The 25,981-nt window shown below is 68.0% G+C and carries 20 protein-coding genes and 1 pseudogene; 11 read left to right on the forward strand and 10 right to left on the reverse strand.

Annotation, left to right across the window (positions count from 1 at the left end; all coding sequences use genetic code 11):
* Positions 1 to 187: 187 nt before the first annotated feature.
* The 8 genes and pseudogenes from BST13_RS27725 (at position 188) to BST13_RS27760 (ending at position 9,195) form a co-directional block, all read left to right on the forward strand.
* Positions 188 to 1,573, forward strand: coding sequence for an NAD-dependent succinate-semialdehyde dehydrogenase (locus BST13_RS27725; RefSeq protein ID WP_083167937.1), 1,386 nt, complete (start codon positions 188 to 190; stop codon positions 1,571 to 1,573).
* 32 nt (positions 1,574 to 1,605) lie between these two features.
* Positions 1,606 to 3,321 carry an alpha-keto acid decarboxylase family protein gene (locus BST13_RS27730; RefSeq protein ID WP_083167865.1) on the forward strand — a complete coding sequence of 572 codons (1,716 nt, stop codon included), beginning with the start codon at positions 1,606 to 1,608 and terminating at the stop codon, positions 3,319 to 3,321.
* A gap of 13 nt (positions 3,322 to 3,334) precedes the next feature.
* Entirely contained in the window at positions 3,335 to 4,480 is a 1,146-nt protein-coding gene (locus tag BST13_RS27735) for a VOC family protein (RefSeq protein ID WP_083167867.1), read from the forward strand.
* A gap of 32 nt (positions 4,481 to 4,512) precedes the next feature.
* Complete coding sequence (locus BST13_RS27740; RefSeq protein ID WP_083167870.1) at positions 4,513 to 5,433, forward strand: fumarylacetoacetate hydrolase family protein; 921 nt, start codon at positions 4,513 to 4,515, stop codon at positions 5,431 to 5,433.
* Positions 5,430 to 7,010: a bifunctional 3-(3-hydroxy-phenyl)propionate/3-hydroxycinnamic acid hydroxylase MhpA gene (gene mhpA / locus BST13_RS27745; protein WP_083167872.1), complete on the forward strand. Its 1,581-nt coding sequence runs from the start codon at positions 5,430 to 5,432 to the stop codon at positions 7,008 to 7,010. Before BST13_RS27740 ends, mhpA begins: the two co-directional genes overlap by 4 nt.
* A gap of 66 nt (positions 7,011 to 7,076) precedes the next feature.
* A pseudogene (locus tag BST13_RS27750) lies at positions 7,077 to 7,643 on the forward strand (sigma-70 family RNA polymerase sigma factor); the annotation flags it as partial.
* Positions 7,644 to 7,874: 231 nt separating this feature from the next.
* On the forward strand, positions 7,875 to 8,273 hold the full coding sequence (locus BST13_RS27755; RefSeq protein WP_245839833.1) for a carboxymuconolactone decarboxylase family protein: 399 nt from the start codon (positions 7,875 to 7,877) through the stop codon (positions 8,271 to 8,273).
* Between the two features lie 19 nt (positions 8,274 to 8,292).
* Positions 8,293 to 9,195 (forward strand): bestrophin-like domain, encoded by a 903-nt coding sequence (locus BST13_RS27760; RefSeq protein WP_083167875.1) that lies wholly within the window; start codon positions 8,293 to 8,295, stop codon positions 9,193 to 9,195.
* On the opposite strand, the gene lpqB is transcribed toward BST13_RS27760, so the two are convergent.
* From lpqB to sigC, 5 genes are all read right to left on the reverse strand, one after another.
* The gene (lpqB, locus tag BST13_RS27765; RefSeq protein ID WP_425437062.1) at positions 9,087 to 10,832 is read right to left on the reverse strand and encodes an MtrAB system accessory lipoprotein LpqB; all 1,746 of its coding nucleotides are present in this window, start codon (positions 10,830 to 10,832) and stop codon (positions 9,087 to 9,089) included. The two genes, BST13_RS27760 and lpqB, sit on opposite strands and share 109 nt — an antisense overlap.
* Positions 10,833 to 10,840: 8 nt before the next feature.
* The gene (gene mtrB, locus BST13_RS27770) at positions 10,841 to 12,487 is read right to left on the reverse strand and encodes an MtrAB system histidine kinase MtrB (protein ID WP_083167880.1); all 1,647 of its coding nucleotides are present in this window, start codon (positions 12,485 to 12,487) and stop codon (positions 10,841 to 10,843) included.
* Positions 12,484 to 13,170 (reverse strand): two-component system response regulator MtrA, encoded by a 687-nt coding sequence (gene mtrA / locus BST13_RS27775; protein WP_029373661.1) that lies wholly within the window; start codon positions 13,168 to 13,170, stop codon positions 12,484 to 12,486. The genes mtrB and mtrA overlap by 4 nt, the downstream gene beginning before the upstream one ends.
* Before the next feature lie 177 nt (positions 13,171 to 13,347).
* Positions 13,348 to 13,974 carry a dTMP kinase gene (locus BST13_RS27780; RefSeq protein WP_083167883.1) on the reverse strand — a complete coding sequence of 209 codons (627 nt, stop codon included), beginning with the start codon at positions 13,972 to 13,974 and terminating at the stop codon, positions 13,348 to 13,350.
* A gap of 14 nt (positions 13,975 to 13,988) precedes the next feature.
* A complete protein-coding gene (sigC, locus tag BST13_RS27785; RefSeq protein WP_083167886.1) occupies positions 13,989 to 14,540 on the reverse strand; it encodes an RNA polymerase sigma factor SigC in 552 nt (183 codons plus the stop codon).
* Between the two features lie 111 nt (positions 14,541 to 14,651).
* Between sigC and BST13_RS27790 the strand changes: the two genes are divergently transcribed.
* On the forward strand, positions 14,652 to 16,883 hold the full coding sequence (locus tag BST13_RS27790) for a heavy metal translocating P-type ATPase (RefSeq protein ID WP_083167888.1): 2,232 nt from the start codon (positions 14,652 to 14,654) through the stop codon (positions 16,881 to 16,883).
* A 79-nt stretch (positions 16,884 to 16,962) separates the two neighbouring features.
* Here BST13_RS27790 and BST13_RS27795 read toward each other — a convergent pair whose 3' ends face one another.
* Positions 16,963 to 17,418, reverse strand: a complete 456-nt coding sequence (locus BST13_RS27795) for a hypothetical protein (protein ID WP_095533731.1) — start codon at positions 17,416 to 17,418, stop codon at positions 16,963 to 16,965.
* Between the two features lie 86 nt (positions 17,419 to 17,504).
* The gene (locus tag BST13_RS27800; protein ID WP_083167893.1) at positions 17,505 to 19,445 is read right to left on the reverse strand and encodes a cytochrome c oxidase assembly protein; all 1,941 of its coding nucleotides are present in this window, start codon (positions 19,443 to 19,445) and stop codon (positions 17,505 to 17,507) included.
* Between the two features lie 113 nt (positions 19,446 to 19,558).
* Here BST13_RS27800 and BST13_RS27805 point away from each other — a divergent pair, with 113 nt between their 5' ends.
* Positions 19,559 to 20,998 (forward strand): PepSY-associated TM helix domain-containing protein, encoded by a 1,440-nt coding sequence (locus tag BST13_RS27805; protein WP_245839831.1) that lies wholly within the window; start codon positions 19,559 to 19,561, stop codon positions 20,996 to 20,998.
* Positions 20,995 to 21,621 (forward strand): DUF5134 domain-containing protein, encoded by a 627-nt coding sequence (locus BST13_RS27810; RefSeq protein WP_083167943.1) that lies wholly within the window; start codon positions 20,995 to 20,997, stop codon positions 21,619 to 21,621. Before BST13_RS27805 ends, BST13_RS27810 begins: the two co-directional genes overlap by 4 nt.
* Here BST13_RS27810 and BST13_RS27815 read toward each other — a convergent pair whose 3' ends face one another.
* From BST13_RS27815 to BST13_RS27825, 3 genes are all read right to left on the reverse strand, one after another.
* The gene (locus BST13_RS27815; RefSeq protein WP_142282856.1) at positions 21,622 to 23,223 is read right to left on the reverse strand and encodes a hypothetical protein; all 1,602 of its coding nucleotides are present in this window, start codon (positions 23,221 to 23,223) and stop codon (positions 21,622 to 21,624) included.
* A 137-nt stretch (positions 23,224 to 23,360) separates the two neighbouring features.
* On the reverse strand, positions 23,361 to 24,056 hold the full coding sequence (locus BST13_RS27820) for a zf-HC2 domain-containing protein (RefSeq protein ID WP_083167899.1): 696 nt from the start codon (positions 24,054 to 24,056) through the stop codon (positions 23,361 to 23,363).
* A 44-nt stretch (positions 24,057 to 24,100) separates the two neighbouring features.
* Positions 24,101 to 25,954, reverse strand: coding sequence for a CocE/NonD family hydrolase (locus BST13_RS27825; RefSeq protein ID WP_083167902.1), 1,854 nt, complete (start codon positions 25,952 to 25,954; stop codon positions 24,101 to 24,103).
* Positions 25,955 to 25,981: the final 27 nt, after the last annotated feature.

The raw sequence follows: 25,981 nt of genomic DNA on the forward strand, positions 1-25,981 counted from the left end.
ATCCCGCTGGTCGCGCCCCGGGTGTTTCGGGCGCCCCGGCCCGCTTTCCACCCCCGGCGGCCGACGCCGCCGCCACCGCGATTTCGGCTCTTTCCCGCCCCCGTCGGCAGCATCTGTGGCGAGCCGTGAAGGCCAGATCAGCAATGCGGCGGCAGCGGGCCGCCAAGAACCGAAGGACAGAAAACCGATGCCGTATCAGACCGTCAACCCGTTCGACAACCAGGTGCTGGCCAGCTTCGAGGAGCTGACCGACACCGAGGCCCGGCAACTTCTCACGAGGGCGCACACGACATTCGCGTCGTGGAGCCAGACGTCTTTTGCGCACCGCGCCGCTGTCATCGCGCGTGCCGCGGCGATCCTGCGCGAGCGGGCCGACGAGTTCGCCCGGCTGCTGACCCTGGAGATGGGCAAGCTCTACGCCGAGGCCCTCGGTGAGGTCGAACTCAGCGCGCAGATCCTCGACTACTACGCGGTGAACGCCGAGACGTTCCTGGCCCCCGAGCCGCTGGAAACCGCGGGCGATGACAACGCCATGCTGGTCAGCGCGCCGCTGGGCGTGATCCTCGGCGTGCAGCCGTGGAACTTTCCGTACTACCAGCTGGCGCGGGTGGCCGGGCCGAACCTCATGGCAGGCAACGTCGTCATGGTCAAGCACGCGTCCAACGTGCCCCAGGCGGCCGCCGCCTTCGAGGCTCTGCTCGCCGAGGCCGGTGCACCCGCGGGCGCCTACACCAACCTCTACGCCACCAAGGATCAGATCAACCTGCTGATCGACGATCCGCGGGTGCGCGGGGTCGCGCTCACCGGCAGCGAAGGCGCAGGCGCCGTCGTCGCAGCACGCGCGGGCCGGAATCTCAAGAAGTCCACCATGGAACTCGGCGGTTCGGATGCGTTCATCGCGCTCGCCGACTGTGACCTGGACAAGACGGTCCAATGGGCGTTGCACGGCCGGGTTTTCAACGGTGGGCAGTGCTGCGTGGCCTCCAAGCGCATCGTCGTCGTCGACGAGATCGCCGACGAGTTCCTGGCGAAGTTCCGGGAGGCGATGTCCGGGTTGACCGCCGGAGATCCGTTCGACGCGGCCACCACGCTGGCGCCGATGTCCAGCCAGAAGGCCGCCGACGACCTCAACGCACAGATCACCGCCGCCGTGGAAGCAGGTGCCAAGGCGATCGTGTGCGGCGAGCCGGTGCCCGCCACCGGTGCGTTCGTGCAGCCGACGATCCTGACCGACCTCACCCCGGAAAACCCGGCGTACTACGAGGAGTTCTTCGGGCCGGTGGCGCTGTTCTTCCGGGTCGCCGACGAGGACGAGGCCGTGCGGCTGGCCAACGACTCCCGCTTCGGGCTGGGCGGGTCGGTGTTCACCAAGGATGTCACCCGCGGCATCGAGATCGCCAAGCGCATCGACACCGGCATGGTCAACATCAACCATCCCGCCCGCCTGAAGGCCGACCTGCCCTTCGGCGGCGTCAAGATCTCGGGATACGGCCACGAACTCGCCCACCTGGGCATCGAGGAGTTCGTGAACAAGAAGCTCATCAACGTCGTGCCGATCGACGCCCCGGCCTGACCAATCCCCCACTGAGACAAGGAAAGACAATCATGGCTGACTTCACCGTTGGCAAGTACCTGGCGGCCCGGCTCGAGCAGATCGGACTCAAGCACTACTTCATGGTCCCCGGGGACTACAACCTGGTCCTGCTCGACGAGCTGCTGACCAACGAGAACCTGGAGCAGATCGGCTGCTGCAACGAACTCAACGCCGCCTACGCCGCCGAGGGCTACGCCCGGGTCAACGGGGCCGGCGCCGTGCTCACCACCTACAACGTGGGCGCGTACTCCGCGCTCAACGGTGTCGCGGGCGCATACGCCGAACGGCTTCCGGTGATCTTCGTGTCCTCCGGGCCCAACACCAATGACCCTGTGGCGAACCACATCATGCACCACACGATGGGCACCCACGACTTCTCCGATCAATACGAGGTGTGCCGCCAGGTGACCTGCGACGCGGTGCGCATCCTGCACGCCGACAACGCGCCGACACTGATCGACCAGGCGATCAGCACCGCACTGCGCGAGCGCAAGCCGGTGTACATCGAGATCGCGTGCAACCTGTCGGCGGCGCCATGCCCCGAGCCCGCCCCCGTCGACATGACCCTGGCCTCGACGATGCTGTCCTGGCAGCCCACCAACCCGCAGGCCCTGACCGGCGCCGTCGACCAGGCCCGCCAACTGCTGGAGAAGGCGAAGAAACCGGTCCTGCTGGCCGGGGCGCACCTGCGCTCCTACGGCGCGGTCGACGCCTTCCGGGAGTTGGCCGAGGCACTGGGCTGCGCCGTGGCGGTGATGCCGAACGCCAAGGGTTTCTTCCCCGAGGACCATCCGCAGTACGCCGGCATCTACTGGGGCGAGGTCAGCACGCCGGGTTGTCAGGCCATCGTCGACTGGGCTGACCTGATCGTCGCGGCAGGGCCGGTGTTCTCCGACTACACCACCGTCGGGTGGAGCGCGCAGCCCGCCCAGCAGCGGATGATCAGCGCCGAGCCGCAGGTCGTGCGGTTCGACGGCGCTGAATACACCGGTGTCGCGCTGGCCGACTTCCTGTCGGATCTGGCCAAGAAGGTCCCGGGCAACGACGCCACCCTGCGGCAGTTCCACCGCTTGCGGGGGGACGCGCCCGCCGCGGCACCGGCACCGGAGGCCGACGCCGACACCCCGTTGAGCCGGCGTGAACTCTGGCGTCAGATCGAGGCCGACCTCGATGCGCATTCCACGCTGCTGGTGGAGACCGGCATCTCGTGGTGGGACGGCGTGTACACCCGGCTGCCCGGCGGTGCGCGGTTCGAGATCGAGATGCAGTGGGGCTCCATCGGCTGGTCCGTGCCCGCCGCCTTCGGCTACTCGCTCGGCCTGGAACCCGGCCGGCGCCTTGTCGCCGCGATCGGCGACGGGTCTTTCCAGCTGACTGCCCAGGAGGTGTCCAACATGATCCGCCACGGTCAGGAGATCCTGATCTACCTGGTCAACAACCGTGGCTACGTGATCGAGTCGGCGATCCATGACGGCCCCTACAACTACTACAAGAACTGGGACTACGCCGGGCTGATCGACGTGTTCAACGCCGACGACGGCCGCGGGCTGGGGCTGACCGCCACCACCCCGGCAGAACTGGCCGACGCGATCGCCACGGCCCGGGCGCACCGTGGTGGTCCGGTCCTCATCGAATGCCAGATCCCCAACGAGGACGCCGGCCCCGAGGTCATCTCCTGGGGGTCCAAGGTCGCCCACGTCAATTCCCGTCCCGCCCAAAACATCTGAAAGAGACACATTCATGACTGACCAACTCATCGGCGCCCACAACGCCCACAACGACCTGCACAGCGAGCAGGGTGCCCGCCCCGGAGAACACCCGGGACGCAGCGCCAACCCGATCATCAAGGTGACCGACGTCGCCTGGCTGGAGTTCGAGAAACCCGACCTGGTCAAGGCCGAGGCCTTCGCGCAGTCGTTCGGCTTCGCGACGGCGCTGCGCACCAGCGACGAACTGCACCTGCGCGGCAGCGATGCCGATGCGCCGTGCGTGCTGATCCGCCGCGGCCAGCGCGAGAAATTTCTCGGCCCGGCATTCGTCGCCGCGGAGCAGTCCGATCTGGTGCGGCTGGCCGACGCGACCGGTACCACCGTCCGTCCGCTGCCGGATTCGCTGGGTGGGCTGACCGTGGATCTCGTTGACCCGAGCGGTCTTCCGGTGCGGGTGGTGTCGGGCACCCATCAGCTCGACGCGTTGCCGGCACAGACCCCGCACGTGTTCAACTTCGGCCACGAGGTGGCCCGGGCCAACGCCACCCAGCGTCCACCGCGGGTGCCCGCCACCGTGCGGCGGCTCGGCCACATCGTGGTGCAGACCCCGAAGTACATCGAGGCGCTCAACTGGTACCTGGAGAAGCTGGGCATGATCGTCAGCGACTTCTGCTTCTACCCGGGCCAGCGCGACCGCGGCCCGATCATGAGCTTCATCCGCTGCGACCGCGGATCACTGCCCGCCGATCATCACACCCTGGCGATGGCGCTGGGCCCGGTGAACCGCTACGTGCATTCGGCGTACCAGGTAGCCGATCTCGACGCATTGGCAGCCGGCGGCGAATACCTGCGCGAGCGCGGGTATTTCCGCTCGTGGGGTATCGGCAGGCACATCCAGGGCAGCCAGATCTTCGACTACTGGCGCGATCCGGACGGCTTCCTGGTCGAGCACTTCGCCGACGGCGACATGTTCGACAACACGCTGGAGCCCGGTTGGGCCCCGTTGGCTGCCTCCGGCCTGTACCAGTGGGGACCTCCGCCGAGCCGCGACTTCCTGGGCGTCGGGTCTGCGCGCGAGACCGCGAGTGAACTGGCCGCCATGGTCGATGCACTGCGCCACGACAACGAATTCGACCTGTCCGCCCTGCGCGGGCTGTTCGCCGTAGCGAATTCCTGATCCGCACAGCATAACTCACAGAAGGAGCCATCATGACCATCTCAATCCTGCGCACCGCCGACGCCTGGTGGGTGCACACCGTCTCGGGCGCGGCGCGCGTCGACACCGACGCCGCGACCACCCGCGAACTGCTGGCGGACCGCGCGGCCATTGCCGCTGCGGCCGCGAGCGCCGGTACCGTCCCGGTGGACAGCCTGCAGCTGCTGTCGCCCATCACCACCCCGTGCCGGGTGGTCGCTCAAGCCACCAACTTCGCCTCGCACGTCAGGGACGTCGGCCGCGACCCCGCCAAGACGTCACTGACGTTCTTCCGCAAGGCATCCGGCTCGGTCACCGGACCGTTCGGTGACGTCATCAAACCCGCGCACGTCATGCTGCTCGACTACGAGGTGGAGATCGGCCTGGTGATCGGCCGCGCACTGCCCGTCGGCACCGAGGTCACCGAGGCCAACCTGGCCGACTTCGTGGTCGGCCTCGTGCTCACCAACGACATCTCGGCGCGCGACGTCCAGCTGTCCAAAATGCAGTTCTTCGAATCGAAGTCGTACCCCACGTTCACGCCGGTCGGCCCCGCGCTCGTACTGCTCGACGCCGACGAACTCGCGCGGTTCGGCGACCTACGGTTGCAACTGTCGGTCAACGGAGCATCGCGGCAGGACATGCTCGTCGCGGGCGACATCATGTTCCCTCCCGTGCAAGCGCTGCAAGCGCTTTCGAAGTTCCAGGAGCTCGAGCCGGGCGACATCGTGCTCACCGGCACCCCGGTGGGCACCGCGCTCACCACGCACGGTATCGCCCCGAAGGGTGACATCGACCTCGCCGCGTTCCTGGCCGGGCAGGCCGCGCACAATCCGAACTATCTGCATGACGGCGACGTGATCGAAGCCACCGTCGCCACCGACGACGGCGCCATCGACCTCGGGGTCCAGCGCAATGTGGTGGTGTACAAATGACCGCGCACAACACGGCCCTGCCGGAATTCGTCCCGGTCGTGATCATCGGTGCCGGCCCCGCCGGCATCGCCGCCGCGACCCTGCTCGGCCAGTACGGCGTCGAAACCCTCGTGCTGGACCGCCATGAGACCGTCTACCCGCTGCCGCGGGCGGTCCACGCCGACGACGAGGTTTTCCGCATCCTGGCCCGGCTGGGAGTCGGCGAGGAGTTCGCCGCCCACAGCCGGCCCGCGCACGGCCTTCGACTCGTCGATTCCCAGATGCGGGTCCTCAGCGAAATCTCGCGCAGCACGGAACCCAGTGTGGCCCACGGGTTCCCGCAGATGAACATGTTCGACCAGCCCGAGCTGGAAGCGATGCTGCGCGCGAACGTCAAGCACTACCCCGCCGTGACCGTCCACGGCAACGTGGAGGTCACGTCGGTCACCCAGAACCAACCGGGCCGCGTACGGGTGAGCTTCCTCGACCGCGTGCGCGGTGGTGAGCAGAGCGTGCAGGCCAACTACGTGCTCGGCTGCGACGGCGCGAACAGCGCGACCCGCGCCGCGATCGGCGCGCATCTGTACGGGTTACCCTTCACCCAGAACTGGCTGGTCATCGACGTCAACACCGAGGCTGCACTCGACCAGTGGGAGGGCTGCCACCAGCTGTGCAACCCGCAGCGCGCCGGGACGTACATGCGGATCTCAGAAACCCGCTACCGCTGGGAATTCCAGTTGCTCGACGGCGAGACCGTGGCCGACTACCAGAGCCTCGCCGACGTCGAGACGTTGATCAGGCCCTGGCTGGGCGACATCCCGATCGACGCGTTGGAGCTGGTGCGGTCGACCGCCTACACGTTCCGCGCGCAAGTGGCCAGCCGCTGGCGTGATCGCAACGTGTTCATCCTCGGTGACGCCGCCCACCTGACGCCGCCGTTCGTCGGGCAAGGCATGGCAGCCGGCTTGCGGGATGCCCTGAACCTGACCTGGAAACTCGTTGGGGTGCTTGAGAAGAGCCTGCCGGAAAGCGTGCTCGACACCTACGAGCAGGAACGCAAGCTACACGTGGCCGCCATGATCCTGATGGCCGTGTCGGTGGGTACCGCGATGACCGGTGGCGGCCGCGCCGGGGATCTGATCCGCCAGGTGGTGTTCCCGCGCATGCCGGGCCTGCGCCTGCCGGGTACCAGGGCCAGCGCGGTCGAGGGGGTCACTCCCGGCCTGCGCAGTTCGGACCTCGTGATCAAATCGCGCAGGCGCGGCGGGCTGGCCGGCACCCTGTGTCCCAATCCGGTGCTCAGCGATGGCGTGTCGTTCGACGAGATGGTGGGTAATCGGTTCGCGCTCGTCACCTCTGTGCCGCTCACGGATGCGCAACGAGGGGAACTCGAGAGCCGCGGAACAGTCGTGCTGGCGGCCTCCGCCGGCAGCGAGCTCGACCGCTGGCTCCGCGAAGGACGGGCCACGGCCGCCATCGTCCGGCCCGACCGGACGGTCATGCAGGCGAGCGACGACACGGCGGCCATCTGCCGTGCCGTGCCCGCGTTCGCCGGCACGCGTGGCGCGCCGGTGGGTTACGACAGCTCGGCACGATGACGATGTGCAGGCCGACACGCGGAAGACAACCTATCGAACAATCTGCCAGAAGAATGTAGTCACACCATGGATATTGCCGCGGTTGCGGATGCCGGGCCGGTTGAACTGGCTGCGCGATTTCAGCGAGACGTCGAACCACTGCGCCATACGCTGTACCGCCGAGCCATGAGCTTGTGCCGCAATCATGCGGATGCCGAGGATCTGGTACAGGAGACCATGATCAAGGCGTACAGCGGTTTTCACACGTTCACGCCGGGCACCAACCTCAAGGCTTGGCTGAGCCGGATCATGACGAATACCCATATCAGCGGCTACCGCCGCAGCCAACGGCAACCGATTTCGTATTCGATGGAAGGGCTCTCCGATGAAGAGCTGGTGAACCATGCACAGCGCAGCGGAGCCGGACCGGTCTCGGCCGAGGACGAGGCGCTGGCAGCGTTGCCGCACACCGAAATCAACGCGGCGCTGCAGGCGTTGCCCCGGCAGTTCCGGGCAGTGGTGTACTACGCCGACGTCGAGGGCATGCCACACCGGGACATCGCCGACATCATGGGTACCCCGCGCGGAACGGTGATGTCACGACTCGCGCGTGGACGACAACACCTCCGCAGGCAGCTGACCGCAGTCCATAGAACCACAACGCACACAACAGAACTGGAGAACATTCAGATGACCGAACACCAGACCGGCCTCGGCGGCCGGCTGCCACTGGCAGATCCTGCCGACCTCAGTGCAACGCAACGGGAACTCTTCGACAAGATGACGAGCACCGTGGTGCCGTGGGCCGACGAGACCGGATTCCACAGCACCACCGCTGACGGACGATTCATCGGCCCGTTCAACCCGGCGTTGCACAATCCGGAGATGACATCCGCGGCCGCTTCGCTGCTGCTGAGCGAGCGGGAGCACACGTCGCTGAGCCCGCGGGTGCGCGAAGTGGTGATTCTCGCCGTCGGCGCGGCCTGGCAGTCCGAGTACGAGATGTACGCGCACACGGCCGCCGCGCGCAAAGTCGGCCTCTCCGAGGACGCCATCCGGGCGCTGGTCAGCGGCGCCGTGCCGGATGACCTGAGCAAGGACGAGACGATCGCCGCGGAACTCACCCGCCAGCTCTCAACCGCTCACCGGGTCGACGAAGCGCTCTACCGGCAGGCCGAAACATGTTTCGGAGCAAAGGGATTGACTGATATCGCGATGTTGATCGGCATCTATCACACGGTCAGCCTCACTCTCAATCTGTTCGAGGTACCCGCACCGCGGTAAGCGGTGCGGTGACACCACGATGGCGAGCTTTTTGCGGGCGTTGGCCGTGTTCGCCCTTCTGTGCGGCAGCACGGCCACCGGCCTCCTGTTACGGTGCCAGGTGCTCGGGAATTCCGCCGAGAAGCCCGGGGCCGATTCAACGAATCTGGTCATCTCGTTCCTCGTGACCATCACTGCCATCGTCATCGGCCTTCTCATCAACTCGACGAAGAGTTTCATCGATGCCACCGAACACCGGTGGGCGGTGTTCGCCGGGCAACTGCTGCAGCTGGATCAGTCGTTGCGAAACTACGGACCGGAGTCAGAACCGACGCGGCGCCAGCTCCAGAGCTTCACCGCCGGTGGGATCGCCAATTTCTGGCGGGCAGACGCGATTCCGGCCGGTGTGTCGTACCCGGACGTGCGCCGGTTGTCCCGAGACGGCGCAAAGCAGGTCCTCACCGAACTTCTCGCCCGGATCGAGCTGGGGATCATCCGATTGGCGCCGGCCGATCCGTTGCACGAACGGCTGGCAGGCGACTGCTTCGACCAGTTGAAAGAGCTTGCCAGGGCGCGTTGGTCGCTGCTGCTGGCCCCTCAGAGTTCGCTGCCACCGGCATTCCTGCGAGCGCTGATCTCGTGGTTGATGATGATCTTCGCGTGCTTCGGAATGCGGACACCGGCCGACCCTTTTGTCGTCATCATGGTTGTCCTGGCGGCAATCACGTTGAGCAGCATGATCTTTGCGATCATCGATATCGTCGATCCGTACAAGGGGCTGTACAACATCTCGAGCAAGAACATGCATCAGGCCCTGGACGCAATGCTCGGCCGTCAGCCCGGCAGCACCGGTATCGCGCCCGGCACCATCAGCGGGCGCACCTCCGACCAGCCGGGGTTGTCGGAGCTCGCCGATGCCGAAAGTTGCAGAACGCCACGCTGATCGGCGACATACACCGTCGACGGGTTGGCCGCGACGGTGGTCACCGGCATCACCAGGTTGCGGCTCGGGCCGTCGGAGTTGACGCCGTCGATGTTGACGTAGGACACCGGATGCTGCGGATCGGTGCGGGAGACCACGATGTCGTCGCCGGTCCGCCAGGCCAGCGACACCACGGTGTTGCCCATCCCGAAGCCGAGCCGGCGCGGATAGGTCAGCTGGAACTGGCCGTCCTGGTTCTGCTCGACCCCGGCGAGGATGACCTGGCCGTTGATGACCATTGCCGCCCTGGTGCCGTCCCGGGACAACTGCAGATCGATGATCGGGCCGGGATAGCGGGTGGCCACCGCGGTCGTGTCGACCGGGATCCGGCCCGGGGCACCTGAAGCGTCCTGAATCGCGCGCACCACGTTGATGCCGTCGACCACGACCCAGACCGCCTGGTCCAAGGCCCAGCTCGGGCGCGACAGGGTCCGGCCTTCCAGGGCCTGCGCCGCACCGCCGCCCAGTGGGCCGATCCACAGGGTGGCGGGGGGAGCCGCGCCGGGCGGCACGACGACCACCGACGCGGCCTCCTGACCGTTGCGCGACACCGACGCCGAGACCTGGTTGGGGGCCAAACCGAACGAACCGGAGACCCGCGGGGCCTCCTGGCCCTCCAGCGACACGAGCGATCCGCCCACCAGCGCGTGCAGACCCGCTGCCGCGCCAGGGGCGGCGCCGGGATCGGTGGCCGCGACGTCGGAGGTCTCCCAGCCGTCGGCGAACCGGTCGTCCAGCGGCGCTCCGTCGGCGTTGATCACATACGGCCCGCTGATACCCGCCCGCGCCAAGGTCCAGATGATCTGTGCGGCCAGCAGTTGTCTGCTGTGCGGGTCGCCTGCCGAGAGGTTCTCCAGATCGATGCGGGCGCCCCCGTAGCCGCGGCCCACGCCGGTCTTGCCGCCGTCCGCGCGGGTGACGGGCCCGCGCAGTTTCAGCTGAGCGCCCAGCAGGTTGTGCACGGACTTGGCCATCTCGGGCCGCGGGCCTGCGATCAGCTTGGTGACCAGTTCGGTGGCCAGCTGATCGGGGTCGGACACCGCGACGTAGCGCGGATCGGGCACCACGGTGTTGCCGGTCGGGTCGACGAAATACAGGTTGTTGCGCTTGTAGGTCGACTGAAACTGTTGCCAGTCAAGGAAAACCCCGTTGGGCAGCCTGTCGATGCGCCACCCGCCGCTGGTCTTGACCAGTTCGATCGGTCCCGGGTCGGGCAGCGCGCCCTCTCCTGTCTCGAACACGCCGAGGTCGGAGAACGACCCGAGGATGTCGGCGTGCATGGTCACCGAAACCCGGTCGGAGCTACGGGTTTCGACGAACACCACACGGTCGATCAGCAGGGCGCTGCCCGCGTCGTCCCACGAGCTCGACGCCGATTCGGTGAGGAACTGCCGCGCCGCGAGATGGCGATTGGCGGGATCGGCCGTGGCCTTGAGGAATTCCCGCAACAACACGTCGGGATCCATCTCGGGCGACGGCTTGGGCAGGTTCTGCGGTGCGGGGCGCTCGACGGTTCCGATCGCCTGCGGCGAGGACGTGTTGGGAATCCCGGCGCAGCCGGACGTGAGCACCACCAGGCCGGCGATCGACGCGGCCAGCTGGCGCTTCACACGTTCTCCTCTTCCCTGACCGGTCGGCGTGGGTTATGTTGCGGTTCAATCGGTTTGAGCGGCAGCGGACTCGCCGTCACCTTGTGCCCGCGGACCAGCGGCAGGGTCAGCCGGAAGCAGGCACCCTTGCCGGGTTCACCCCAGGCCTCGAGCCTGCCCTGGTGCAGCCGCGCATCCTCGATGCTGATGGCCAGGCCGAGACCGGTGCCGCCGGAACGCCGCACGCGCGACGGGTCGGACCGCCAGAATCGGCTGAACACCAGCTTCTCCTCACCGGGACGCAGCCCGACGCCGAAGTCACGGACAGTGACGGCGACGGTGTCCTCGTCGGCCGCCATCCGGATCCGCACCGGCTTGTGTTCGGCGTGGTCGATCGCGTTGGCGATGAGATTGCGCAGAATGCGCTCCACCCGTCGGGGATCGACCTCGGCGATCACTTCCGTGCCCGGCATGTCGACGTCCAGTTCGATGGCGGCATCGGCGGCCAGGTGCCCGACATTTTCCAACGCGTTGCGAACGGTGCCACGCAGATCCACCGACTCGACCGACAGTTCGGCCACACCGGCGTCGTGCCGCGAGATCTCCAACAGGTCGGCCAGCAGCGTCTCGAACCGGTCGAGTTCGTTGACCATCAGCTCGGTCGAGCGGCGCAGCGCCGGGTCGAGATCGTCGCTGTGGTCATAGATCAGATCGGCCGCCATCCGCACCGTGGTGAGCGGGGTGCGCAGCTCATGGCTCACGTCAGAGGTGAAGCGGCGCTGCAGGTTACCGAACTCCTCGAGCTGCTGAATCTGCCGGGACAGGCTCTCGGCCATGTCGTTGAACGACACCGCCAGCCGGGCCATGTCGTCCTCACCGCGCACCGGCATCCGCTCGGTCAGATGACCCTCGGCGAACCGCTCTGCGATACGCGACGCCGACCGCACGGGCTGCACGATCTGACGGGCCACCAGCAGCGCGATGGCCGCGAGCAGACCGAGCAGCACGACGCCACCGGTGGCCATGGTGCCGCGCACCAACGAGATGGTGCTTTCCTCGTTGTTCAGCGGAAAGATCAGGTAGAGCTCAAGATTGGGCACCGACGACGACGCCGGGGTGCCGACGACGAGGGCCGGCCCGGAAAACCCATCGGTGCGGACCGTGGCGTACTGATAGCTGACCTGCCCGGCCTTGACGAAGTCCCGTAATGCGTTGGGCACCTGGGTAACCGGGCCCGCCGCGGTGGCCGCTCGGGGCCCGTCGCCAGGGACCACCAGCACGGCGTCGAACGCTCCTGCCAGGTCACCGCGGACATCGGCCTTGCGGTCGACCAGGGTGTTGCGCGCCAATTGCAGGCTGCTGTCCAGGGACCGCGACTCTTCCCCACCGACGATGCCGCTCACGGTGTTTCTGGCACGCTCTACCTCTTCGGTGGCGGCCTTGACCTTCACTTCGAGGATGCGGTCGGTGATCTGACTGGTCAGCACGAATCCCAGCACCAGGATGACGGCGAGCGAGAGCCCGAGCGTCAGCGTCACCACCCGCAATTGCAGCGAGCGGCGCCAAATCAGACCAACAGCCCTGCCCAGCGTCCCCAATCCGCGCAATAGTGGGCCGGAACCTCCCCAGCGCCCACGAATGCGCCGTCTGGAACCAAAGATCACGGGGGTCCGGCCTTGTATCCCACTCCTCGAACGGTCAGCACCACCTGCGGGTTCTCCGGGTCTTTCTCGACCTTGGCCCGCAACCGCTGGACATGCACGTTCACCAAACGGGTGTCAGCGGGGTGGCGATATCCCCACACCTGTTCGAGCAGCACATCACGAGTAAACACCTGCCGCGGTTTGCGCGCCAACGCCACCAGCAGGTCGAACTCCAGCGGTGTCAGCGAAATCTGCTCACCCTGCCGGGTCACCTTGTGGGCCGGGACGTCGATCTCGACATCGCTGATCGACAGCAGCTCGGCGGGCTCATCTTCGTTGCGGCGCAAGCGCGCCCGCACCCGGGCCACCAATTCCTTCGGCTTGAACGGCTTCATCACGTAGTCGTCGGCACCGGACTCCAGCCCGAGGACCACGTCGACGGTGTCGGTCTTGGCGGTCAGCATCACGATCGGCACACCGGAATCGGCGCGCAATACCCGGCAGACGTCGATGCCGTTCATGCCGGGCAGCATCAGGTCCAGCAGAACCAGATCCGGTCGCAGCTCGCGGACGGCGGTGAGCGCCTGGCTGCCGTCGCCGATGACCGCGGTGTCGAAACCCTCACCACGCAACACGATGGTGAGCATCTCGGCCAGCGATGGGTCGTCGTCTACGACAAGGATCCTTTGCCTCATGGAGTCCATGGTGTCACCAGAATGCGATAAAACTCGGGTACCACACGCGGTGATCTTGGGTTGGTCTGCGTGGGGACCCCGATGAGTCCGGCCCCGTCCGGTCGCGAGTGTGCGTCGGCTGCGATAGTTCGGCCGATTTTTCGCAGCAGATTCACACTCGCGCGTCGTGCTTGACCAGCGGCAGGCTCAGCCGAACTGTGCAGCCAGCGCCGCCGGGTCCACGTCGGGACCTGCGAGCGCCCACCGCCCGCACCAGTCGGCGGCGGCCAGTGCCGTGTACACCTCACCGGTTCGGCGCTGCAGCCCGGCGTCGCGCTCGTAGGTGTCCTTGGCCCGGTCGGCCTCGGTGTTGGCCCGATGTTCGGCACGCTCGGCGGCCAGCTCGGTGGGCACATCGAGCAACACCTGCCAGTCCGGCTTCGGCAGCTTCAGCCGGTCGTACTCCAGCTCACGCACCCAGGACACCACCTCCCCGGCGGCGCCCTGGTGCAGCCGCGCCGCGCTGTAGGCGGCGTTGGAGGCCACGTATCGGTCGAGGATGACGACGTCGTAGGCCGCGCACAGATGCTCGATCTCCTCGCGGGCGCCGGCGCGGTCCAACGCGAACAGCACCGCCATGGCATGCACCGACTCGGCGAGGTCGCCGTGCGCGCCGTGCAGCGCCTCGGCGGCCAGGTCGGCGGGCACCGAATGGTGATAGCGCGGGAACGCCAGGGTGCCGACGGACTTGTGCGCGGACTCGAACGCCGCCCGCAGCCCGTTGGTCAGAGTGCGTTTGCCGGCGCCGTCGACGCCCTCGATCGCGATCAGCACGTCCGCGAGCCTAACTATCCGGCGCGGTCGTCGGCGTTCGCGGCACGCATCAGATCGTCGCGTGCGCGCGCCACCCGCGACCGGATCGTGCCGACCGGGCAGCCACACACCTCGGCGGCCTCTGCGTAGGACATCCCGATCACCTGGGTGAGGATCAGCGCTTCGCGGCGGTCGGCGTCCAGGTCCGCCAACAGTATCCGGATCTCGACCATGTTCTCGATACGCGCACCACGTCCGCCGGCCCCGGTGACGTCGTCGAGATCGATCACGTGCACGGTGCGCGGCCGGCTGGTGTTGTACCGAATCTGGTCCACCACCACCCGCCGGGCGATCGACAGCAGCCACGTGCGGGCGCTGGACCGGCCGCTGAATCGCGGCAGCGAGCGCATGGCCCGCAAGAACGTCTCCTGGGTCAGATCGTCGGCGCTGCCGGGATCCGCCAGGTAGGCCACCGTACGCCAGACATCCCGGTGGGTGGCCTCGATGAACTGGGCAAGCGCGGCCTGGTCGCCGCGGCCCGCGGATTTGGCGAGGTGAGTAATTTGGTCGTCGTCACCTGTCGCCACGGCTAGTCACCCTAGGCCATCGCGCCCGGGAACTTTTCGCCGCGTTGCACCGACCAGTAGGCGCATGGGCAGAGTCCGGCGGCCCAGGTCTCGGAGGAGGTAACGGACAGGATGTCGATCTCGGCACCGGTATGCGACGACACGGTCGGCACGCAGCGGATCCAACTGGACGTCAGCGGGATGTCCTGCGCCGCATGCGCCAACCGCGTGGAAAAGGCGCTGAACAAGCTGCCCGGGGTGCGGGCCTCGGTGAATTTCGCCACCAGGGTCGCGACCATCGACGCCGATGAGCAGATCGGCTCGCAGGAGCTGTGCGAGGCCGTGCAGCGGACGGGATATGACGCCGAACCCCGCAAGGCCGGTGTCGACGAGGGCGGGGATCCCGACGCCGACCACGCGCACAGCCTGCTGATCCGGTTGGCCGTCGCGGCCGTGTTGTTCGTGCCGCTGGCCGACCTGTCGGTGATGTTCGCCGTGGTACCCAGCACGCGTTTCGCCGGCTGGACGTGGGTGCTCACCGCCCTGGCACTGCCCGTGGTGACGTGGGCGGCGTGGCCGTTCCACCGCGTCGCGCTGCGCAACGCACGGCACCGCAGCGCCTCGATGGAGACACTCATCTCGGTCGGCATCACCGCGGCCACCATCTGGTCGCTCTACACCTTGTTCGGCACCCACCACAGCACCGACCGCCGAGGCATCTGGCAGGCGCTGCTGGGCAGTGACGCCATCTACTTCGAGGTCGCCGCCGGGGTGACGGTGTTCGTATTGGCCGGTCGGTATTTCGAGGCACGGGCCAAGTCGAAGGCGGGCGGGGCGTTGCGCGCGCTGGCCGCGTTGTCGGCCAAGGATGTCACCGTGCTGCTCGCCGACGGTTCGGAAATGTCGCTCCCGTCCGACGAGCTCAAGGAACAACAGCGGTTCGTGGTGCGCCCGGGGCAGACCATCGCCGCCGACGGACTGGTGATCGAGGGCACTGCGGCGGTCGACATGAGTGCGATGACGGGTGAGGCCCGGCCAGTGCGCGCCGACGCCGGCTCGAGTGTCATCGGCGGCACCGTGGTACTCGACGGCCGGCTGATCGTCGAGGCCGCCGCGGTGGGCGCCGACACCCGCTTCGCCGGGATGGTCCGGCTCGTCGAGGATGCCCAGACGCAGAAGGCCAATGCACAGCGCCTCGCCGACCGCGTTGCGTCGGTGTTCGTGCCCGCGGTGTTCGTGCTGGCGGCGCTGACCGCCACGGCGTGGCTGCTCGCCGGCGGCGGGCCCGACCGTGCGTTCTCGGCGGCCCTGGCGGTGCTGGTCATCGCCTGCCCGTGCGCGCTGGGTCTGGCGACGCCGACGGCCATGATGGTGGCGTCCGGTCGCGGCGCCCAACTCGGCATCTTCCTCAAGGGCCACCAGTCGCTGGAGGCGACCCGGGCGGTGGACACCGTCGTCTTCGACAAGACCGGCACCCTCACGACCGGACGGCTCAGCGTCAACACCGTTGTCGCGGTGTCAGGGTGGCGGCCGGAGGACGTGCTCGCGCTGGCCGCGGCCGTGGAGTCGGCATCCGAACACGCCGTGGGCCTTGCCATCGCCACGGCAGGCGGCCGCGGCGAACCCGCGCAGGACTTCCGCGCGGTAGCGGGCCGCGGAGTCAGCGGAACCGTGACCGGCCGGGCCGTGCGGGTCGGCAAACCGTCCTGGATCGCCCCGCACTGCGATTCGCCGACCTTGACCGCGGGCCGCCGAAGCGCCGAATCACGCGGTGACACCGTCGTGTACGTCGAGGTCGACGGTGAGGCGTGCGGGGTCATCGCGGTGTCCGACGCCGTGAAGGACTCGGCTGCCGATGCCGTCGCCGCGCTGCACCGACGAGGCCTGCGCACGGTGTTGCTCACCGGGGACAACCCCGCGTCGGCCGCCGCGGTCGCCGACCGTGTCGGCATCGACGAGGTGATCGCCGATGTGCTGCCCGAGGGCAAGGTCGACGTCATCGAGCAGCTGCGCGACCGCGGCCGTGTCGTGGCGATGGTGGGCGACGGCATCAACGACGGGCCCGCACTGGCCTGCGCCGATCTCGGCATGGCCATCGGACGCGGCACCGACGTGGCGATCGGCGCGGCCGACATCATCCTGGTCCGCGACAATCTCGACGTCGTCCCGCTCGCGCTGGATCTGGCCGCGTCCACCATGCGCACCATCAGGGTCAACATGGTGTGGGCGTTCGGCTACAACGTGGCGGCCATCCCCATCGCCGCGGCCGGGCTGCTCAACCCGCTGATCGCCGGTGCGGCGATGGCGTTCTCGTCGTTCTTCGTGGTGTCGAACAGCTTGCGGTTGCGCAACTTCGGTCGATAGCTACCGCGAGTGTGCATCCTCTGCGAAAAATCGGCCGCGCAATCGCAGAGGATGCACACTCGCGACAAGGCTGGGCCCCTCATCGACCACCAGTCCGCATGTCCGGCTGGGATCGTTCGATGGGTGTGAACACGAGCGTCAACCAGTGGCCCGCCAATGCCATGACGGCCAGATCCGCAGCCACCAGCCAGGCCAACCCGGTGGCGTGGTGTCCGGTGCGCAGCCACCACAGTGCGCCGACGCCGACGACGGTGGCCAGTCCGCTGAAATACGCCGCGGCACAGCACCAGCGGTAGCGGCGCCGAAGCAAGGCAGCTGCCGAGGCGACCGCGGCGAGCGCGAACATCACCAGGCCAACCATCGGAACGCTGTGCGCCGCACCGGTATCCGCGAGGAACCACCACGTCACCGCGCCGACCACAAGCACCAGCACGGCCAGGACACCGGCGGCAAACCGCCACCGCCCCATCCACACCTCATCGAGCACACGGCCTTCGATCGTCCGCAGAGTGTCCATGAATGCGTCGCCCGCCACTGCTGATCCTCCTTCACCCTCAGCCGATTTCGTCGTCCGCATATCTGGTCGCACCGAAGTCGCCTGTGGTTCCCGGGCGCTAGATGTCAACGTCGGTCGCGGGACAGCTCACGCAGCATCGCGTTGTAGGCGTCCAATTCGTCGTCGGCATACGAGGAGTCGGCGTGGCGATCCGAGCGTGACGCGGCGCGGCGGTCTTGACGGGCCCACTGCGCCACCAAGGCGACGACCACGATGATGACGGGCAGTTCACTTGAGCCCCAGGCGATTGCACCGCCCAGATGCTGGTCGTCCTCGATGCTGCCGAGCCACGGCAGGCCCACGTTGCGGTAGAACGGCCCGCCCATCACCGAGGTCATGGTCATGGTCGCGATGCCGAAGAAGGCGTGAAACGGCATGACCGCGAACAGCAGCCCGAGCCGGCCAAGGAACGGCAGCTTCCGCGGTCCCGGGTCGATGCCGATGATGCCCCAGTAGAAGAGATAGCCGACGAGCAGGAAGTGCAGGCTCATCAGCTCGTGGCCCCAGTGATACCGGGCCAGGGTGTTGAAGATCGGCGTGAAGTACACGATGTACAGCGACGCGACGAACAGGACGAACGCGACAATCGGATTCGCCAGCAAAGCCGTGACTTTCGAGTGCACCAGCCACAGCAGCCATTCGCGGGGCCCAGGTGGCCGACTGTCACCGGCGGCGGGTAGCGCACGCAGCGCCAGGGTCACCGGGCCGCCGAGGACGAGCAGCACGGGGATGAACATGTTCAAGATCATGTGTTCGGCCATGTGCACGCTGAACATCGCCGACCCGTACGCCCGCACCCCCGACCCGGTGGTGAAGACCAGCAGGGCGCATCCGGCCAGCCACGCCACGAGCCGTCCGGCCGCCCAACCGTCGCCGCGCCGGCGCAGCCGCAGGTAGCCGGCGAGGTACAGGCCGGCCAGGACGACGGCACCGACGCCGATGAACGTGTCGAACCGCCATGTGGTCAGCAGCGTCAGCACGCTCGGCGGCTCGGGCAGTTCGTACCCGAGAAACACGTCCCAGGCGGTGAACCGGTGCGCCAGCAGGCGCGGGGCAGGTTGCGTGGCCATCGCGGCGACCAGGGCCATCACGCCGATCAGGGCGACCGGGTCGATCACGCTCTTCGCGCGCATCAGGTCACGACGCCACACGGCAACCACGTCACCGAGCCATACGGCGAGCAGGAGCACACCGGCGCCCAGACCGGCCCGCCCGTAACCGGTGTCGGCCGGTAGAGCCGATCCGGCAAGCAGGGCCAGCAGGATGGTGCCGTAACCGAGTGCGACGGCGCCGCTGAGCGTTTCGAGCAGCAGCACCCGGCGCGCCACCTCGGGGATGGGTGGTCCGACGACCGCCGCCAGCTTGAGGCCTGCCAGCGCAGCGAGCGCGACGACAAAGACGATCGCGGTGCTCGTCGCGTAGTCGTGGTCGGGTCCCTGGCCCGCGTTGCCGCTGACCGCCACAGCCACCACGGCCACGACGGCGGGCACCAGCAGCACCACATGAGTGATCCATCTGACCGACAATCGTGCGGCGATCGCCACAAGAGCTGCCGCGGCGGCCACCACGATCCACGCCCTTGAGGTCTCCGAGGCAGCGACTGCGGGAATCACGGTGCCGCTCAACATCAGTCGTACGACGTCGGCACCGGCGGCGCTGGCGGCCGACACCGCGATCATGAGCAGCGCCGTCACCGCCCAGATCACCGCGGCCCGCTCGACGAGCACGTGCACCCGGAACGCTCGTTCATCGATCACGCCGGCGGTGTCGGGCCGGGCGGTGGTGACGACGTACAGCAGGCCGCCCAGGCACGCGGCGCCGCCCAAGGTGGCGATGAACTGTCCCACCGGCAGCGCCACCGCGGTCAGCGCCCCGGGATAGGAGTCGCCGGTGGCTGCGTAGACGCCTGCGCGCCCGGTCAGGCCGTAGGCGACGAGGCCGACCAGCGCGGCCACGATCGCCGCCGCGGCGCTCTTCGCCCGCGGGCGCTTCTGGCTTGATTGCACCGGGGTGACGCCCTCCGTCGGAGACAGGTACTCACCGACGAGTCTACGACCGCCCGTCGTAGAGATTGACGGCCGCGGGAACTATCCGCAGGCTCCGGCCGACCAATGCACACGTGAGCCACACTCCGTTGGAAGATCCCGTCGACGCCGACGGGCCCGCTGCGCCGAACTCGAAGCCGGTGCCCGCCTCGGCATGGGCCAGATTCCGCCCGGTCCTGATGCGCCTGCATTTCTACGCTGGGCTGTTCGTCGCCCCCTTCATCCTGATCGCGGCGGTCACCGGCCTGCTGTACGCGCTGATCCCGCAGATCGACACGTTCGTCAACCGGCACGAACTCACCGTCGAGCACGTCGGCGATCACCGGCTCCCGTTGTCCGACCAGATCGCTGCAGCGCGTCGGGCACACCCCGAAGGCACGGTGGCCAGCATCCGGCCGCCGGCTGCGGCCGACGAGACCACGTGGGTGACGCTCAACGTCGCCGACGTGCCGCCCGACTACGCCCGCACCGTGTTCGTCGATCCCTACACGGGCGAGATTCGCGGCGCGCTCACCACATATGGGCAGTGGCTGCCGCTGCGGGCGTGGTTCGACGAGTTGCACCGCAACCTTCATCTCGGGGCGGTCGGGCGCAACTACAGCGAGCTCGCGGCCAGCTGGCTGTGGGTGATCGCCGGTGCCGGTCTGCTCCTGTGGATCGGACATCGGCTCGGCACCGGGAAACTCCGCCGGATCGCCGTCCCCGGCACCGGCGTGACCGGCCGCCGCCGATTGTTGTCTTGGCATGGCGCGCTGGGTGTCTGGGTCATCGCGGCCCTGGCACTGTTGTCGGTGTCGGGCATGACCTGGTCGCGTTTCGCCGGCGCGAACGTCAGCGAGATCCGCTCGCACCTGACCTGGTCGACGCCATCGGTGGACACCACGCTGCCCGGCGGCACACCGGGCGCAGTCGTCGGGCATCACGGAACTCCAACGGCTACAAAAGGATTAGATGAAGCGCAGGCGTTGCGCGGCGCCGACACGGCGTTGCGCGCGGCGCACGATGCCGCGCTGAGCAATCCGATCTGGATGTATCCGCCGGCGTCGGTGACCCAGGGCTGGCAGGTCGCCGAGAACAAGCGGGACTGGCCGACGCGCTACGACGCCGTCGCGGTCGACCCGCAGACCGGCGCGGTGACTGCCCGCGTCGACTTCGCCGACTGGCCGTTCATGGCCAAGCTCGCCGACTGGATCGTCGGGGCCCACATGGGGATCCTGTTCGGCGTCGTCAATCAGGTGCTGCTGGCCGCGGTGGCCATCGCGTTGATCGTGATCATCCTGCTCGGATATCGGATGTGGTGGCGCCGCAGACCCACTCGGGCAACAGGTTTGGCCCTGCCCGCCGGTCCGCGCCGCGGCGTGCTGGCGGGGCTGCGGCCTTACGAGGCCGTGCTGCTCACCCTCGCGCTGGCCGGTTTTGGGTACTTCGCGCCGCTGTTCGGGGTGTCCCTCGTGGCGTTCGTCGCGGTCGACGCCGCGCTGGGTTGGCGGCAGGCCCGGAGGGTGCGGCAGTGATCGGCGATCTGTTTCTGCGCTGGATCGTCACGGCGTTGTTCGTCATCAGCGCACTGGAATGCGGGTACGCCATCGTGTCGGGCCAGCGGGCCTGGACACATGTGGTGGGTCATCTGCTGCACTTCGTCATGGCGGTGGCCATGGCGGTGATGGCTTGGCCGCGGGGCGCGGCGCTGCCCACCACCGGCCCGATGGTCTTCTTCGCCGCGGCCACAGTGTGGTTCGTGGCCATCGCCGTCGCGGCGACTGCGCACCGCGCCGTCGCCGGGTATCACGCGTTCATGATGCTGGCGATGGCGTGGATGTACGCCGTGATGAACGGTGGGCTGCTGCCGGGCCGGACGATGTCAGGGCATCACGACACCCAGGCCTTGGCGATGGCGATGGACATGCCCGGCATGGACATGCCGGGCGCCGCCGCAGCGTCGTCGGGCCCGGGCTACCCGGGCTGGATCGACGCCGTGGACTGGTTGTGCACCGTGGTGTTCGCGGCCGCCGCCGTGTGGTGGCTGTACCGCTATTTCGCTGCACGCCAAGCTGATCCGGCTCACCGCCAGATGGGTACCGCGTGCCAGGCCATGATGGCCGCGGGGATGGCGGTGATGTTCGGCGTCATGCTCTAGTCAGGGCTGATAACGCCACAGGCGCCAGTCGCCGGTGACCGGATCCCAGTCGAGCACCTTACCGTCGTGCATGACGATGAGTTGTTGGGGCGCGTGGATACTGAACCAATTGCCGATGTCCACCGGCGAACCGGGCAGCACGTCATGCACGCTGGCGGCGTCGTAGTTCCACAACCGCCATGTGCCATCTCCGGGCACCCAGTCCAGCACCTTGCCGTCGTGCATCGGCACCAGGGTGTGCCCTGAGCCGATCGTCTTCCAGGTGCCGCTGGCCACCGGATTGCCGGGCAGCACGTCGTGCACGTGGGTGGCGTCGTAGTTCCACAGGCGCCAGGTGCCGTCGGCGGGCTTCCAGTCCAGCACCTTGCCGTCGTGCATCGGGATCAACTCGTGACCAGAACGAATCGTCTGCCACTGCCCACTGGCCACCGCGCTACCCGGCAACACGTCATGCGTGCTCGTCGCGTCGTAATGCCACAGTCGCCACGTCCCGTCGGCGGGCTTCCAGTCCAGCACCTTGCCGTCATGCATCGGGATCAACTCGTGGCCCGACCGGATCGTCTGCCACTGCCCGCTCGCCACCGGGTTACCCGGCAACACGTCATGCGTGCTCGTCGCGTCGTAATGCCACAGCCGCCACGTCCCGTCGCCGGGCACCCAGTCCAGCACCTTGCCGTCATGCATCGGGATCAGTTGGTGCGTAAGCAGGATCGTCTTCCAACGCCCTTGTGCCACAGCCGGTCCGGGCAGGATGTCGTCGCGGTACCACAGCTGCACCTCCCCGTGGGCCGGGGAATTGTCGACGATGACGGTGTGCTGGCCGCAGTCGGTGATCTTGTCGACGGGGCTCCAGCTCAGCGGGGCCGCGGAGCCGTCGCTGTCGGTGATGGCGATGGCCCGCATCCGGGTGTCGGTCGAGCTCGGGTAGTCCGAGGCCCGGGTGATCGAGTAGCACTCGAGCGTCTGCACACAATCCAGCAGCTCGTCGGTGGTCAGGATGGTCAACTTGCTGCCGGCGATCCCGACGAACTCGCACGTCCACAATGCACCCAGCGGTAGGCCGCCGGTTCCGGTGACCCGCGTCATCCGGCCGACCAACGTGTCACCGACGTTCACCGTCACCGGCGAGGTGTAGGACGCCGCACCACCTTGACCGTCGGCGTACCAACTCGCGACGCACCAGTGGTCGCCGCCGAAGATGCCGTTGTCCCCCCACTGCAGGACGGGCTGCAAGATCATCGAACTGTTCTGCAGGCCGTTGAACAGGTACAGCAGCTGCCCGTTCTGCGTCTGTGGCGCGCCGGGCACCACCCACGACGTGACGAACGACTCCAGCGGTTTACCGCTCTGAAAGTTGGCGAAAGTGATCCAGCCGGTTCCGAAGTCGGGTAGCTGCCCGGGCGGTTGAATGACGTTCGCAGGCATCAGCGGAACACCCTGCTCATGCGGCGGCACCGGCCCGACATCGCGGAGTAGCTCCCCCGCCCGCGTGACATGGCGCATCCTGCCGTCGGCGACATGGACCACCTCGTTCGGCGCGACTTGATGCACGACCTCCGCGGCGCGCCGCCCACCCGGTGTGATGACAAACTTTTTCGACATGACGCCCTCCGAGCCGTCGTTGTCGAGCAGGTGATTGAGCCGAGTCCCTGTGCCCGGACCCGTCGACACGGATCAGTCTGGCCCTGCGGGCATGCCGGAGTCCCGCGTAGTCCACTACTCGAAATTCAACCCGAGGGCTAGGCGGCCGAACCGTCGGTCGGCCACAGATGACCACGCCGACGACCTCGGGAAGCATTGTGCGGCAGGGTGATATCCGGTTCGGCCGCGTGCCGTCCGGGTTCCGGCCCTGACGCCGACGCATCGCGCCACACCAAGACCGCGAGGACCGCGCCGAGCAGCACGGGCAGATGCGTGAGCATTCGCACCGGCGTGACCGCGCCCATCGTCGCGTCGACCGCGACGTACACCGTCAGCACCGCGGCGAACACGCTCAGCACCCCTGCCAGGCCGGCGGCCGCGACAGGTCGCAGCGCCGCACCGATCATCACCGCGCCGAGCGCGACCGACCACGCCGTCGACTCGTTGAGCAGGTGCCCGCCGCCCATGCCGTGGTCGTGGGCCAGCCCGACGCTCAGCCCGAGTCCCTGAACCGCCGCGAGCAGGATCTGCACCACGCCGACCGCGAGCAGCGCCCCGCGCCGCCAGCCCAGCCCCGCTCGCCGGGGCCGCTCGGCGGAGTGTTCGAGCGCGGTGAGTGTGGGCCGACGCTCGGCGAGGCGGCGCAGGTCGAGCGCCTGATCGGTGACGGCGTCACGCCAGGCGCGGCAGTCGGCGCACTCGCGCAGGTGCTCGTCGACGCGCGCTGACGGCACGGGCTCGCGCTCACCGTCGAGCCGGGCCGACAGCGCCTCGCGCGCCACCTCGCAGTTCACCCTCCTATAGTCGCGCAGCGGCGCCCGATCGTTCCCCGCGGGGCTCAGCCGATGACCGGCAGGGTGATGGAGGACGGATGGGCCGGGTCATGCAGGACGGTCTGCGTGGCCTGCTGGGTCCTGGCGTCCTGCCCGAACGGTGCCCCGGTGTTGGGATTCGGCGCAAACTGCGGGTAGTCGCTGCTGGAGACCTCCAACCGGATGCGGTCGCCCGCCCGGAACAGGTAGCTGGTGGGCCAGACCTGGATGCGGTACTGGTAGGGCTGCCCCGGCGTCGTCGGTGTCGGATCGGACAGCGAGTCCCGGAACGATGTCCGCAGGATGCCGTTGTTGAGGTTGACTGCCTGCCCGTCGGGTTTGACGACGAGGAGTTTCGCGGTGAAGTCGGTGTCGACCGCGGTGGACTGGGCCCACAGCGTCACTGTGACCGGGCCGGTGACCTCGGTGTCCTTGCTCAGCGGCCCCGAGCTGTACACCAGCACGTCGGAGCGTTGCTCGACGGGAGTCTGGTCGTAGGGCCCCTGCTGGCTCTTCGACGCCCCGCAGCACGAGTGCCCGCCGAGGCTGGGCGCCGGGAAGGCCGGATCGTAGAGATACGTGTCGGGCGGTTGAGCGGCCGGCGGCTGGGCCGTGAGTTGCCCCTCCCGGTCGGCCAACCCGCCGGGGCCGGAGAGATACCAGTTGGTCCAGTGTGTTTGCGGCAGAGGCCAATTCGGTGCGGTCTTCCAGACGTTGGCACCCATCAGGAAGTAGTCGACGCGGGGCGGCCCTGCCGCGCCGTTGTCCTGGCCCTTGAGAAAGTGGTCATACCAGGCGAGTTGGAGTTCGTTGATGGGGCTGTTCGCCACCGGGCCGATGTCCTTGAGCATCGGTGCGGCCACCGAGTCGGCTCTCCCCCAACCGACGTGGTCCCACGGCCCGATGACGAGCCGCTGGTTGGTCCGCGCCAGATCACTGCCGCCGTGGGTCGTCATCCCGGTGAAGTTCTCGATGCCACCGGCCAGGAACGCGTCGTACCAGCCCTCGACGTGCAGCACGGGGATCTTCACTGCGGGGTAACGGTCTCTGATGCTGAACCGGCGCCAGAAGTCGTCGCGCGTGCTGTGCCGGATCCAGTCGAAGTACCACGGCGCGACCACGGGGTTGGCGGGCTGCATCGGGGGAAGGTCTTTGAACGGACGGAAATTCAGCCATCGCGTCGGATCGGCGGCTGCGGCCTTCAGCTGCGCCACGGCCTGCTTGTCATCCCGGTTGATCGCGGCGGTGGTGGCGATGTCCTCGATCGCCCACGGCAGCACGAACCCCAACCGGAACTCCCCGCCCTCGTAGTTCCATCCGTCGTAGTAGTCCGATGCGGTGTTCGCGGGGACGATGGTCGTCAGGTGCGGAGGCGTGGTCACCGCCGCGAGCCACTGCGTGGCCCCGACGTAGGACGACCCGTACATACCGACCTTGCCGCTCGATCCCGGCAGAGCGGCCGCCCATTCCACCGAATCGTAGCCGTCGGCCATGTCATGGGTGAACTCGCTGAACACGCCACCCGAGTTACCCTGCCCTCGAATGTCCTGCACCACAACCAGATAGCAGTGCGACGCGAACCAATCGGGCGGCTCGAAGCGGTCCACGTCCGTCTGCGCGGCGGACTTGCCGTACTGGGTCCGCATCAGGATCACCGGTACCGCGTCGGGGGTCTTGGGCCGGTAGACATCGGCGCGCAATATGGTGCCGTCCCGCATGGTGGCCGGTACGTCGTGCTCGGTCGTCACTTCGCACGGTCCTCGTCCGGCCGCCGCCGGGAACGGGCGCCGCGTGTCCGTGCCGTGCCCGCTCGTGCAGCCGGTCACGACCAGGACGGTGCTGACCAGGATGGCGATGACGGCGCGGATCGCGTGGGGCACCCAGCGAGCGTATCGCTGCCGTGTCGG

The sequence above is a fragment of the Mycobacterium aquaticum genome (genome assembly GCF_002086485.1).
Classification (GTDB): Bacteria; Actinomycetota; Actinomycetes; order Mycobacteriales; family Mycobacteriaceae; genus Mycobacterium; species Mycobacterium aquaticum.

Coding starts and splice junctions, on each gene's coding strand:
- mtrA (WP_029373661.1), bottom strand. CDS start 13,170: ATGGACTCCATGAGGCAAAGGATCCTTGTCGTAGACGACGACCCATCG.
- BST13_RS27735 (WP_083167867.1), top strand. CDS start 3,335: ATGACTGACCAACTCATCGGCGCCCACAACGCCCACAACGACCTGCAC.
- BST13_RS27755 (WP_245839833.1), top strand. CDS start 7,875: ATGACATCCGCGGCCGCTTCGCTGCTGCTGAGCGAGCGGGAGCACACG.
- BST13_RS27730 (WP_083167865.1), top strand. CDS start 1,606: ATGGCTGACTTCACCGTTGGCAAGTACCTGGCGGCCCGGCTCGAGCAG.
- BST13_RS27740 (WP_083167870.1), top strand. CDS start 4,513: ATGACCATCTCAATCCTGCGCACCGCCGACGCCTGGTGGGTGCACACC.
- BST13_RS27790 (WP_083167888.1), top strand. CDS start 14,652: ATGTCGATCTCGGCACCGGTATGCGACGACACGGTCGGCACGCAGCGG.
- BST13_RS27815 (WP_142282856.1), bottom strand. CDS start 23,223: ATGTCGAAAAAGTTTGTCATCACACCGGGTGGGCGGCGCGCCGCGGAG.
- mhpA (WP_083167872.1), top strand. CDS start 5,430: ATGACCGCGCACAACACGGCCCTGCCGGAATTCGTCCCGGTCGTGATC.
- BST13_RS27725 (WP_083167937.1), top strand. CDS start 188: ATGCCGTATCAGACCGTCAACCCGTTCGACAACCAGGTGCTGGCCAGC.
- BST13_RS27760 (WP_083167875.1), top strand. CDS start 8,293: ATGGCGAGCTTTTTGCGGGCGTTGGCCGTGTTCGCCCTTCTGTGCGGC.